The following is a 12,177-nucleotide window of genomic DNA, read 5'->3' on the forward strand; positions in this document are numbered from 1 at the left end:
GGGCTTGGGGTTGGGGTTTGGGCTTGGAGCTTTGCTCTGGGCCTTGGTCAATTGCTCCAATTCTAGCGCTAACGTGCTGCGCCGTCTTTCGCGGAATGAGCTCAGGCCGCCAAAAGCAGGAGGCGTGCCACAAAAGCCACCCCAACCTGCTACCAATATTCCATTTGTGGTATATCATCGACTAATTCGAAGGCAAGCTCGGCCTTGAGGACCAAAGCCCGTACTGGAAGATGGCCGCCGACTTCGGCAGAAGAAGCCTGCGAATGCACATCGACTGGGCCGAGCACTGCGCCACCGAACCGAGGAGCGCGAAATGAGAATTCTGGCAATCAACGGCAGCCCCAAGGGCAAGCAAAGCAATACCTGGCGCTTGACCAGCTCTTTCATAGAAGGCATTACCGTCCAAGAAGAAAGCTCCCACAAGCAAGCGCCCACAGTCGATGCCTTGAGCGTCGGCGCGCTCGACATCAAGCCCTGCCGGGGATGCTTCTCCTGCTGGAGCAAGACGCCAGGGAAATGCTGCATCCATGATGACATGCAGGAGATTATCGAGAAGATCCTGCAGGCCGACGTCGTCATCTGGAGCTTCCCGCTGTACTACTTCGGGCTGCCCGGCCCGCTGAAGAACCTGATCGATCGGCAGCTTCCCATGGCGCTTCCCTTTATGAGCGCGGAGGCGGAAAACGGCGGGCACCCGTCGCGCTACGACATGAGCGGCAAGCGCACGGTGGTGATTTCGACCTGCGGTTTCTACACCGCGAAGGGCAACTACAGCTGCGTGAGCGACCTGTTCGACCGGCTTTGCGGGAAGGACGGCTACACCGCAATCTTCTGCGGCCAGGGCGAGCTTTTCAGGGTGAACGAGCTGGCCGAGCGCACCAACGAGTACCTTTCCTGGGTCAGAAAGGCCGGGAAGGAGTTCGCATCCAGCGCCATCAGCGAGGAGACCCGCGGCAAGCTTGACCAGAACCTGTTCCCGCGCGACGTCTTCGAGACGATGGCGAACGCGAGCTGGGGAGTCGGCAAGTCCGGCGAGAAGGAAGATCCCAGCCTGGTGTTCACACGTCAGATGGCTGCCCTCTATCGCAGGCAGGCGTGGCCGGAGCGCGACGTCGTGCTCGACATGAACTACACCGACATCGGCAAGACCTACCGCATCGTTCTCGGCGAGGGAGGAAGCCACGTGGAGGAGGAACCCGCCGCAGGCTTTGCCGCGGATTTCACCACGAAGATCAACACGCCTCTAAGCGTTTGGCGCTCGATCGCCAGCGGCGAGGTTGCCGGCGATGAGGCGCTCATGAGGCATATGTACTCGGTCGAGGGTGACTTCGACCTGATGATTCACTGGGATGAGTTCTTCGGGGCAGCGAACGCAGGCGCGGCGGGCAGCACGGGCAACACGGCCGCGGGCGCGGGCGCGGACTCAGCAGGCAACACGGCCGCGGCGGCGCGCGGCAAGAACGAGGTCGAGCCGAAAACCAACATGATGCTGCTTCTCGCCCCCTGGATCGTCTTCTGGATCGCAGCCTCCATCGACGGGTTCTGGGGCAGCCTGGTCAGCGTGGCGGTATGCGTGCTGCTACCCGTATTGATGCATCGAACGAAGGCGACCCTTTACGACCAGATCTCGGGCTTGGGGGTCGGCGCCTGCTCCATCGCGCTTTTGGCAGGAGCCCCTCCCGTCCTGGTGATTCCGGCGTCGTACCTTTTGTTCGGGCTTATGTGGACGCTCTCCTGCTTCGCGAAGGTGCCGTTGACCGCGCATTACTCCAAGAACAATTACAACGGCGACGCGGCGCTGCGCAACCCGATCTTCATGAGGACGAACCGCATCCTAACTGCAGCGTGGGGAATTCTCTACCTGGTCACGCCCATCTGGACGTATCTCATCATGCAGACGGACGCGGCCAGCTTTGTCGGCGCGATTAACTCGGTCCTTCCCGCGCTCATGGGCGTCTTCACCGCGTGGTTCCAAAAGTGGTACCCCCGCCACATCGCCCGAGGATAGCGCCGACATCAAGCGAAACGCGCTAGAATGCTATTACATGAGAAAAGTCGAGCAACAGAGCACACACGCAGAGCAGCAAGGGGCAAACGGCCCCTCGCCAATCGCGCCGTCGCAGCACGGCGAGCGCGAGGCTTCCGCCGCCCTTGGAGGCACGTCGCTTCGCCGTGACGAGCAAGGACTTGCCCTTGTCGGCGACGGGATGGTGCTTCGCGGCGATTTCTCGCAGCTGCTGCCCCGCATCCGGAAAGGCCGCCTCTCAAGCGAGCTGCTCGTTCGCGCGGCGAAGGTCCGAGACTGCGCCGAGCCATGGGCGATCGACGCCACGGCAGGCCTTGGCGAGGACTCGTTTCTCCTGGCAGCTGCCGGGTTCCGCGTAAGCATGTACGAGTCAGACCCCACCGTCGCAGCCCTTGTGCGCGACGCGCTCAACCGCGCACAAGCCAACCCCAATCTCGCTGACATCGCCTGCCGTATGGAGCTTTTCGAGGAAGACAGCATCGAGGCAATGTCGCATCTTGGGGACACGCCCGACGTAATCTATCTTGATCCCATGTTCCCCGAGCGCCGCAAGAGCGCCGCCGTGAAGAAGAAGTTCCAGCTCATCCACCACCTCGAAGCGCCCTGCCAAAACGAAGGGGCGCTCCTCGCCGCAGCCATCTCCGCCGGCCCGCGCAAAGTAGTCGTCAAGCGCCCTGCGAAGGGCCCACATCTCGCAGGCGTGAAGCCGAGCCATTCGCTCGCGGGCAAGGCGGTGCGCTACGACGTCATCATCCCCGCAAGCATAAAGGTACCGCTCGCTTAAGTTCACGCCGCTTCTCCCTTGCACAACCTCCCTCAGCGCGGTAGAAAGGAGATTCGGCGAGTACGCATTTGCATAAATAATGCGAATATGCAGGCGCGCCAAAAACAAACGATCGAAGTATCTGGGGGATTTCGAATGTCGTCGCAAAACACTGCGGAGAAGAAGGCGAACCGCAACAGCATCGATATGCTGCATGGTCCGCTTGTGGGCAAGCTCTTCCTCTTCGCCATTCCGCTGGCCTTCTCAAGCATCTTTCAGCAGCTGTTCAACTCAACCGACGCCATCGTCGCCGGACGCCTTCTCGGCTCCACCGAGCTCGCCGCAATCGGCGGCGTCGCTCCGCTCACTGCGCTGTTCATCAGCTTTTTCGTAGGAGTCTCGATCGGCACGAACGCGACGATCGCTATACGCATCGGACAAGGCGACCGCTCGAAGATCCGCGCCGCCGTGCACACCACCGCGGTGATCGCGATTGTCTCCGCCGTGTTGGTAACCGTGATCGGCATCGCCATCGCAGGCTTCCTCGTCGACAGCGTGGGGATCCCCGACGAAGCGCGCGCCGAATCGGTTAGCTACCTGCGAATCTATTTCGCCGGCGTCGCCTTTTTCCTCGTGTTCAATTTCGGCTCGGCAATCCTGCGTGCAAAGGGCGACACGCGGCGTCCGCTCTATGCGCTCGCCATCTCCGCAGTGGTGAACGCCGTGCTCGACATATTCGCCGTGTCAGTCCTTCACCTGGGCGCCGCAGGTATCGCCGCCGCCACTGTTGCCGCCTACGCGCTCGCCGCGGCGATCGTAATCGTGATGCTCATGCACGAAGAGGAAGATTTCCGCCTGAACGTGCGGGAGCTTCGCGTCGACAAGCGGGCTCTACACCAGATTCTCTATATCGGCGTGCCCTCGGGTTTGCAGGGCGTTGTGTTCGCGGTATCGAACATCATCATTCAGACGTCAATCAACAGCTTCGGCACCGATGCGATCGCGGGATCGACCGCTGCGCTCAACTTCGAGTACTACACCTACTTCATCATCAACGCGTTTTCCCAGGCCGCCATCACCTTTGTCGGGCAGAACTTCGCGGCAGGGAACCTTTCACGCTGCGACAAGATCGTCGCCTGGTCGATGGGCCTCTCCCTTGGGCTTTCCTTTGCGGTATCGGTTGCGCTCGTCAGCCTGGGAAACACGGGCCTGAGCATCTTTACCACCGAGGCGGGCGCCCTCGTTTTCGCGACCGCGAGGCTCTGGCACGTCGAACTGCTCGAATGCCTTCCCAGCACTTACGAGATAACGGCAGGCGCACTGCGCGGCATGGGCTGGTCCATCCTCCCAACGGTCGTGGTCATCATCGGTTCGTGCGTGCTGCGCGTCATCTATGTGTTCACGCTGTTCCCGCTGCTCGGCAGCTTCGAGGCGCTGCTGAACATCTACCCTGTGACCTGGTTCGTCACCGGCACCACGATGATCGCACTCTATCTTTTCGCAAGGAAGCGCACCTACGCGAAGGAGCGCGCAAAGATTGCCGCACGCGAGCAGAAGCGGGCAGCGCGCATCGAAAACGCCGCATAACGGAAGGGGCCGACTCGCTCGAAAGCGAGACCGAAGCTCCCGGGGCCCGAATCAGCTCGCGCTTGCGTCAACGAGCACGCCTCCCGCGTTGACGTGGGGAAATGGGATAACTGAAAGCCCGCAAGATCACCTGCTAGGCAAGACTTCGATGCAGCCAATCGACAAGCATGCAGCAAAAGGCAGGCGCTCGCCTACGCGAACAGCATGAACAGCTTTGCCAGCACGAAGCCTATAACGCCGCATGCGGGGAACGTGATGACCCAGGCAAGCAGCATGTTCTTCGCGATTCCCCAGTTCACGCGCTTGAACGACTTCGAGGCGCCCACGCCCATGATGGCGGAGGTGTTGCAGTGGCTCGTGGAGACGGGCATGCCCGTCAGGCTTGCGAACAGGAGCGTAAACGTGGTCGAGAAATTCGCGGCGACACCCTGGTATTTCTCGAGCTTCACCATGTCCATGCCGACGGATTTGATGATGCGCTTGCCACCGACGACGGTGCCGAGCGAGATGGCGGCCGAGCACACGATCATGATCCACATCGGGAAGCCGCTCGAGTCGGGCGTCGAGCTACCGAAAGACAGGGCAACGCCGAGCATGGCGATGGACATGAACTTCTGGCCGTCTTGCGCACCGTGGAGAAACGAAAGCGCGATAGCGCACAGATCCTGAATGATGATGAACAAGCGGTTCGCATAGATGCGGTTCACACTGCGGAAGAGCGCCTCGATCGCCTTGGTGAACACCCATCCCAAGATGAAGCCAGCGACCAGGGAGAACACCATGCCGTAGATGACTTTCGCCCATTCGACGGGAACCACTCCCGCCCAACCGTTGAGCGCGATGGCGCCGCCGGTGATACCTGCGATAAGCGAGTGGGATTTCGAGCACGGGATACCGAAAATCCAGCAGACGATACCCCATGCAATTGCGCCAATCATAGCTGCTACCAGGGCTAAAAGCGCAGCATTCGTGTCTCCTGAAAAGTCAACCATCCCGAACATCGTCTTCGCGACGGCGGTGGAAATGAACGTCATGCCGACCAAGCCTACAAAGTTGAACACTGCGGCGAGCGCGATCGCGGCATTCGGCGTAAGACAGCGCGTGGAAACTACCGTCGCGATGGCGTTCGGCGCGTCGGTGGCGCCGGAAACGGCGGTCACGCCGATGACGAGGATCAAAATCACGAACAGGATGGGCTGAGCCATCGCTTGGGTGAAGAAATCTACGAACGTAAACGCCACGTGCAACCCCGTCTATGTTGTCGAACACCCTTTCGGGAGTTCGTCTTGGTCCCGTGCGTGTCAAGCGCGAGGAATATCGCCTCATGCAGACCGCTCTTTACACAGCCTTAATAATGTAGTGCATGCTGGGGAGTGCAAGGCTGCAATATCGGCAATGTGCACAAAACCCGCCGACGGCGGAGACTCACAGGCAAACCCTTAACGCCGAGAACCACGGGAAGCGGGAGCGTTCTTGTGCGCGGTCGAGGGTCTTCCCCTTCGAAAAACGAGCAAATATGCCCCGTTTCTGTGCAGCAACTGCACAGCAAAAGAAATTTGCGGGTGCGGCACGTGGGTTGGGGGCATCGTGCCGCAGAGCCGCCTTAGGGTGTTCATCGTCGTGCGGTCTTGCGTTACGCCGTAATCGAACAGCGTTGCATTTCGCCGATACCGCGAGGCTTCGCGCAGACGCTTTCCGCGCGGCCTCCCGTATCGACCTCCCAAAGATACTCGATGCATGTTTCCCGCGCGTTTCATCCAAGTTAAGGTTGGAAAGGGGCGCGTCTTTTCTTCGCATGCCCCGTTTTCGCGACACGGGGCATGCGGACCGCCAGTCTCAAATCACCCTATCACCTCCCTCTTCCAAAAACTTTCCGCAGAGAGGTTGAAGCCTGCCGCTTTCGCGCATACAATGCGTGCTAGATGAATTCTGTTTCAGGGCGGGGTGAGATTCCCCACTGGCGGTAACCAGAAGGCGAGCATGTCAAGCTGGAAGTCCGCGACCCGAGCAGATGAGGCGCCCCAGTGCTTCGTTCGCTTGGCTGATCCGGTGAGAATCCGGGACCAACGGTTACAGTCCGGATGGAAGAGGCAGAGAATCGCAGCGCGCCATGGCATTGCCGAGGCGTGTCGACACTGCGTATTCGCGGGCCCGTATGTAAAAGAATTCATACGGGCCCGCTTTTTTGTGCAGGGTGAGAAGCGGACCCGCAGAAACCCACCTTGCGAGAAGGAGGCTGTCATGTCAGCCACACAAGCAACCAAGCAGGTCGAACTCGAGAACACGAACCGCTGGAGCACACGCCAGCTCGTCACCATGGCGCTCATGTGCGCCATCGCCGCGCTGTTCTCCTTCATCCAGATCCCCCTCCTGCCCGCCGCGCCCTTCCTCACCTACGACCCCTCGCTCATGCCCGCGATGGTCTGCGGCTTCGCCTTCGGCCCGGGCGCGGGCTTCGTCGTCGGCTCCATCGCCGCGGTGATTCACGGCCTTATCCTGGGTGAATGGGTCGGGTCGCTCATGAACATCTGTGCGACGCTGTTCTTCGTCGTCCCCTCAGCGCTCATCTACAAGAAGAAGCACACCCTCAAAGGCGCCATCCTCGGCCTTATCGTGGGCGTCGTGTGTGCGACCGTCGGCGCCATCATCACGAACCTCACGATCGGCGTAGCGTTCTGGTACGGCAGTGTTGACGTCATCATGCCGCTTCTGCTTCCCGCCGTCGTGCCCTTCAACCTGATCAAGACCGTGCTGAACTCGCTTCTGACGCTCATCGTGTACAAGGCGATCTCAAATCTCATCACGCCGAAGAAAAACCAGGTGAAGGGCCGCTAAACCATGACTGGGAAGCCTCTGCCCGAAGAACCCGTCGATAATTCCGCCCCCGCGTCCGCCGAGGTGCCCATCATCTGCATGCGCGACGTCTCGTTCACCTACGACGGCGAGGCGTTCGCGCTCTCGGGCGCAAGCGTGCAGATCGAGCGCGGCGAGTTCGTGTGCATCCTCGGCGGCAACGGATCGGGGAAGTCGACGCTCGCGAAGCATTTGAACGCGCTGCTCGTTCCCGATAAGGGGCAGGTGGAGGTTTGCGGCATGGACACCTCCGAGCGCGAGCACACCTACGCGATTCGCCAAAGCGCCGGCATGGTATTCCAGAACCCGGATGACCAGCTCGTCGCGTCGATTGTGGAAGACGACGTTGCCTTCGGGCCCGAGAACCTCGGCGTTCCCACAGCTGAGCTGCGGCAACGTGTAACGCAGCGCCTCGAAGACGTCGGTCTTTCAGGATTTGAGAAGCACGAGACGCACGCGCTTTCCGGCGGACAGAAGCAGCGCGTCGCCATCGCCGGCGCCCTTGCAATGAACCCGGAGATCCTCATATTGGACGAGGCATCCGCAATGCTCGACCCCCGCGGCCGCAAAGGCCTCATGCGCGTCGTGCGCTCGCTCAACAATCAAGGCATGACCGTCGTCATGATCACCCACTTCATGGAGGAGGCAGCCCTCGCCGACCGCGTCATCGTGCTCGATGAGGGGAAAGTGGCGCGCGTCGGCACGCCGCAGAAAGTGCTTGTCGATGTTGATGCCCTTTCCGCCCTCAACCTGGAGGTTCCCTTCGCAGCCGAGCTTTCCCAGGCGCTGCGTCGAGCAGGGGTGCCCGTGATCGCCGCTGTGACCGAAGAGGCTCTCGCAGAAAGCGTGTTTTCTGTTTTCTCCTCGCACGCAGCTGCCGCAAGCAGTGCGCACGAGAATGCAGCGCCCCAGGGCCCATCGGGAGGAAAAACGCTCACCGAGAAGGCGTCCGCATCGCCTTTTGCACCCAAAGCAAGCACAGCCGCAGGAGCGACCGAATGCGCGAAGTTCCCCGCTTCTCCTGCAGCGTCCACGGACGGCGATGTGCTCATCTGGCTGGAAAACGTATCGTTCACCTACGACGCCGCCGAGGCGCGCCGACAGCGCAAAGCAGGCAAAAAACCTGCACCTAAGCAGGCGAAATGGGGAAACTCCCCCGAGGCGCTCTGGGCGCTTGACAACGTTTCCCTCAAGGTGCGCAATGGCGAGTTCTTAGGCATTGCAGGGCACACCGGATCGGGCAAGTCCACCCTCATCCAGCACATGAACGGCATTCTGCACCCCACAAGCGGCCGCGTCGTCGCCTTCGGGAGCGACATTGCGGAAAAGGGCGCCGCCAACGACGTGCGCGGGCGCGTGGGCGTGGTGTTCCAATACCCGGAAAACCAGCTTTTCGCGGCAACCGTGGCAGAAGACGTCGCCTTCGGGCCGCGCAACCTGGGGCTTTCGGAAGAGGAGGTCTCCAAGCGAGTCGAACGGTCCCTGCGCACCGTAGGGCTCAATCCTGAGGAAATTGCCGCGCGCAGCCCCTTCGAGCTCTCGGGCGGCCAGCAGCGCCGCGTGGCGTTTGCGGGCGTGCTCGCCATGGAGCCCGAGGTGCTCGTGCTCGACGAGCCCGCAGCAGGCCTCGATCCGAAAGCGCGGAAATCCTTTCTTGACATGGTCGCCCGCCTGCATGAGGAGGGGCTCACCGTGGTGATGGTGTCCCATAATATGGACGACCTTGCGAATCTCTGCGACCGCGTCGCCGTGATGAGCGAGGGGAAGCTTCTCATGGAGGGGGCACCTGCCGAGGTGTTCACCCGTGCGGCGGAGTTGACCTCGGTGGGACTTGCAACCACCTCGCCCGAGCATTTCGCGAACCTTTTGCGTGAGGGAGGGCTCCCTATGCCGCATGAGGGGCTCGCCACCGAAGACTCGATCGTCGCCTATCTGCGAGGTCTCATATGATGCGCGGATTCTCTTTCGGAAGCTATGTACCGGGAACAAGTCCCGTCCACAAGCTCGACGCGCGCGCGAAGCTTTTGCTCGGATGCGCGTTCATCGTGATCACCTTGAACGCGAGGTCCTTTCTCGCGCTCATTCCTGTAGCGCTATTCGTCGTGGGAACCTATGCGCTTGCCCGCATTCCCGCAGGCAAAGCGCTCCGATCGCTCGCCCCACTCTTGTTCATCGTCGTGATCGCGTCAATCATGAACCTGTTCGTCGTGCAGGGCGGCCCCGTCTACTTCGAGTGGGCGTTCATCCGCGTTAGCGAGCAGGGTGTCTTCACTTGCCTTTTAATCGCCTGCCGGCTTTTGCTCATGATGGCGGGGATGAGCCTCGTCACGCTTACCACGATGACGCTCGATTTGACGGAGGCCTTTGAGCGGCTGCTGTCCCCCTTCGCGCGCATCGGCGTGCCGGCGCACGAGATCGGCATGATCATGGGCATCGCCCTGCGCTTCATGCCCCAGTTCGCAACCGAGTTCTCGAGCATTCGCGAAGCGCAGCTCGCGCGCGGCGCGGGGCTCAAGACAAGCCCTCTGCGCGGCGTACAGATGCTCTCATCGCTTATGACCCCCCTGTTCACCAGCGTTTTTCGCCATGCAGAGACGCTTTCTGCGGCAATGGAGGCGCGCTGCTACCACGGCAAGGAAGGGCGAACGAGGCTCCATCCGCTAAGCCTCGCCCCTCGCGACGGCGTCGCCTGCGCGCTCGTCGGCGTCCTTCTAGCGTGCGTAATCGCGGTGAACATCCTTCTGTAAGACTGTCGGGGCGGACTTGTATCCATCCCCGCAGATTATTTCGTACCCTATCGTTTAAGAAAGGTACCCCCATGACTGGAAACGAGAAGATTCTGCAGTACTTAAGCGCCGTGCCCGCGTGGTATCTCGCCACGAGCGTGGACGACCAGCCGCACGTGCGTCCCTTCAGCTTCGCCGCCGAACAGGACGGCAAGATCTGGTTTTGCACCGCGACAACCAAAGACGTGTGGGACGAGCTCGTCGCTAATCCGAAGTTCGAGGCAACGGCCTGGTGGCCGGGGCATGGCTGGCTTATCCTCCGCGGGCGCGCGGGGCTTGAGGACAGGGTCAACGACGACATCCGCTACGCCGGCTTCGCGCACTTGAGCGGGCTTGGCGAGACCTACGACGGGCCGAACGACCCCACGCTCACGTTCTTCAGCGTGGAGGAACCGCAGGCTTGGATTTGCAACCATGAGGAATGGGTTCCCGTAGAACTCTAGATGGGTTTTGCGCCGAGCAACCCTAGGCAGTCAGTCGTTTTGTGGCACAATAGCAAAACGAAAATCAACGAAGGAGAACGGCTCATGGCAAACGGCATCGAAACGGGTACACGCCCCGTCAATTTCCGTAAAGTTGGCATCGTGGGATGCGGGTTCGTAGGATCTGCATCCGCGTTCGCGCTGATGCAAAGCGGACTGTTCTCCGAGATGGTGCTGATCGATGTCGACCGCGACCGCGCCGAGGGCGAGGCGCTTGACATCGCACACGGCATGCCGCTCGCATCGCCGGCGAACATCTACGCGGGCGACTATGCCGACATCGCCGACGCCGGCATCGTGATCATCACAGCGGGCGCAAACCAAAAGCCAGGTGAAACGCGCCTTGATCTAGTTAGCAAGAACGTCAGCATCTTCAAATCAATCGTGCCGCAAATCACGCATAGCGGGTTCGACGGCATTCTGCTCGTCGTGTCGAACCCGGTCGATATCCTCACCTACGTGGCGCTCAAACTCTCGGGACTGCCCGCGAACCGCGTCATCGGGTCGGGAACGGTGCTCGACACCGCACGCTTCAAGTACGTGCTCGGCGAGCATCTCGGCGTCGACCCGCGCAATGTCCACGCGCGCATCGTCGGCGAACACGGCGACTCCGAGATCGCCATCTGGAGCCTTGCGAACGTCTCAGGCATCCCGATTGACGTCTTCAGCCGCCTGCGCGGGCGCGAGCACAGCGCCGAGACCATGACAAAAATCGAGAACGACGTGAAAAACTCGGCGTACGAAATCATCGAGAAGAAGCACGCCACCTATTACGGCATCGCCATGTCCGTGAAGCGCATCTGTGAGGCCATCGTGCGCGACGAGAAGCCCATTCTTCCCGTATCGAACCTGATGGAAGGAGAATACGGCATTTCCGACATCGCGCTTTCGATGCCCGCCGTTGTTGGAGCCGAAGGTATCGAATACAAGGTTCCCGCGCCTTTCTCCGATGACGAGCAGGCACGCCTGCGCGCATCCGCCGAGGTGCTCAAGAGCGTCATCGAAAAGCTCGACCTGTAAGGATAGAGGCGGTTTCCTGCAGCTGCAAACAAGTAGCTGCGAATTGCAAAACGAACGCAGCGAGCGCACAGGGGGTACTCGTAAGACGCGCCAAGTTGAGCACGCTTGCAAAACGAACGCGGCTACACCTTCTCTTTTGAAGATGCAGCCGCGTTTTTGGTGACAGTCGCCTCGGTTACGGGCGCGCTATCAGGCTATTTGCCCTTCGCGGGCTCGTCGAAGGCGCCGGTGCAGTGCGGACAGCGCGTCGCGCCCTCCTTCACCTCTTCTAAGCAAAAGGGGCACACGGGCGGCTTCTTTTCTTCTTCCTTTTCCTTGCCCGCGAGCTTATCGGCAGCCTCCTGCGCCTTGTTGACGGCCTTCACCAGCAAAAACACGATGAACGCCACGATAAGGAAGTTGATGACCGCCGAGATGAAGGCGCCGAAGTCGATTTCGGTACCCGGCACCACCAGCCCCGAGAGCTCGCCCGGAGTGCCGCCTGCGATAAACGAGATGAACGGATTGATGATGTTGGTGGTGAGCGCCGTCACGATGGCCGTGAACGCGCCGCCGATGATGACGGCGACGGCCAGATTCATCACGTTGCCGCGGTTGATGAACTCTTTGAACTCTCCCAGGAACTTCTTCATGCCCTCCCCTATCGGTCGAAATGGAAAT

10 protein-coding genes and 1 riboswitch are annotated in these 12,177 nt (G+C 60.8%); of the genes, 8 read left to right on the forward strand and 2 right to left on the reverse strand.

The features are described from left to right. Positions 1-313 precede the first annotated feature (313 nt). From F8C90_RS02715 to F8C90_RS02725, 3 genes are all read left to right on the forward strand, one after another. Positions 314-2,008 (forward strand): flavodoxin family protein, encoded by a 1,695-nt coding sequence (locus F8C90_RS02715; protein WP_158048920.1) that lies wholly within the window; start codon positions 314-316, stop codon positions 2,006-2,008. 37 nt (positions 2,009-2,045) lie between these two features. Beyond that, positions 2,046-2,810: a class I SAM-dependent methyltransferase gene (locus F8C90_RS02720; protein ID WP_158048921.1), complete on the forward strand. Its 765-nt coding sequence runs from the start codon at positions 2,046-2,048 to the stop codon at positions 2,808-2,810. A 135-nt stretch (positions 2,811-2,945) separates the two neighbouring features. Next, positions 2,946-4,376: an MATE family efflux transporter gene (locus F8C90_RS02725; protein ID WP_170264505.1), complete on the forward strand. Its 1,431-nt coding sequence runs from the start codon at positions 2,946-2,948 to the stop codon at positions 4,374-4,376. Between the two features lie 191 nt (positions 4,377-4,567). On the opposite strand, the gene F8C90_RS02730 is transcribed toward F8C90_RS02725, so the two are convergent. Then, complete coding sequence (locus tag F8C90_RS02730) at positions 4,568-5,617, reverse strand: inorganic phosphate transporter (protein WP_413588070.1); 1,050 nt, start codon at positions 5,615-5,617, stop codon at positions 4,568-4,570. 685 nt (positions 5,618-6,302) lie between these two features. Continuing rightward, a riboswitch (FMN riboswitch) is annotated at positions 6,303-6,473 on the forward strand. Between the two features lie 144 nt (positions 6,474-6,617). Here F8C90_RS02730 and F8C90_RS02735 point away from each other — a divergent pair. The 5 genes from F8C90_RS02735 (at position 6,618) to F8C90_RS02755 (ending at position 11,517) form a co-directional block, all read left to right on the forward strand. Beyond that, entirely contained in the window at positions 6,618-7,211 is a 594-nt protein-coding gene (locus F8C90_RS02735; protein WP_158048923.1) for an ECF transporter S component, read from the forward strand. A gap of 3 nt (positions 7,212-7,214) precedes the next feature. Continuing rightward, on the forward strand, positions 7,215-9,179 hold the full coding sequence (locus F8C90_RS02740; RefSeq protein WP_246155753.1) for an energy-coupling factor transporter ATPase: 1,965 nt from the start codon (positions 7,215-7,217) through the stop codon (positions 9,177-9,179). After that, positions 9,176-9,976 carry an energy-coupling factor transporter transmembrane component T family protein gene (locus tag F8C90_RS02745; RefSeq protein ID WP_170264506.1) on the forward strand — a complete coding sequence of 267 codons (801 nt, stop codon included), beginning with the start codon at positions 9,176-9,178 and terminating at the stop codon, positions 9,974-9,976. The genes F8C90_RS02740 and F8C90_RS02745 overlap by 4 nt, the downstream gene beginning before the upstream one ends. 71 nt (positions 9,977-10,047) lie before the next feature. Beyond that, the gene (locus tag F8C90_RS02750; RefSeq protein WP_158048924.1) at positions 10,048-10,458 is read left to right on the forward strand and encodes a pyridoxamine 5'-phosphate oxidase family protein; all 411 of its coding nucleotides are present in this window, start codon (positions 10,048-10,050) and stop codon (positions 10,456-10,458) included. An 84-nt stretch (positions 10,459-10,542) separates the two neighbouring features. Further along, positions 10,543-11,517 carry an L-lactate dehydrogenase gene (locus tag F8C90_RS02755; RefSeq protein ID WP_158048925.1) on the forward strand — a complete coding sequence of 325 codons (975 nt, stop codon included), beginning with the start codon at positions 10,543-10,545 and terminating at the stop codon, positions 11,515-11,517. Positions 11,518-11,711: 194 nt separating this feature from the next. Here F8C90_RS02755 and mscL read toward each other — a convergent pair whose 3' ends face one another. Further along, positions 11,712-12,149 carry a large conductance mechanosensitive channel protein MscL gene (gene mscL / locus F8C90_RS02760; RefSeq protein WP_158048926.1) on the reverse strand — a complete coding sequence of 146 codons (438 nt, stop codon included), beginning with the start codon at positions 12,147-12,149 and terminating at the stop codon, positions 11,712-11,714. Positions 12,150-12,177 lie beyond the last annotated feature (28 nt).

The sequence above is a fragment of the Ellagibacter isourolithinifaciens genome, assembly GCF_008831035.1.
GTDB classification, from domain to species: domain Bacteria; phylum Actinomycetota; class Coriobacteriia; order Coriobacteriales; family Eggerthellaceae; genus Ellagibacter; species Ellagibacter isourolithinifaciens.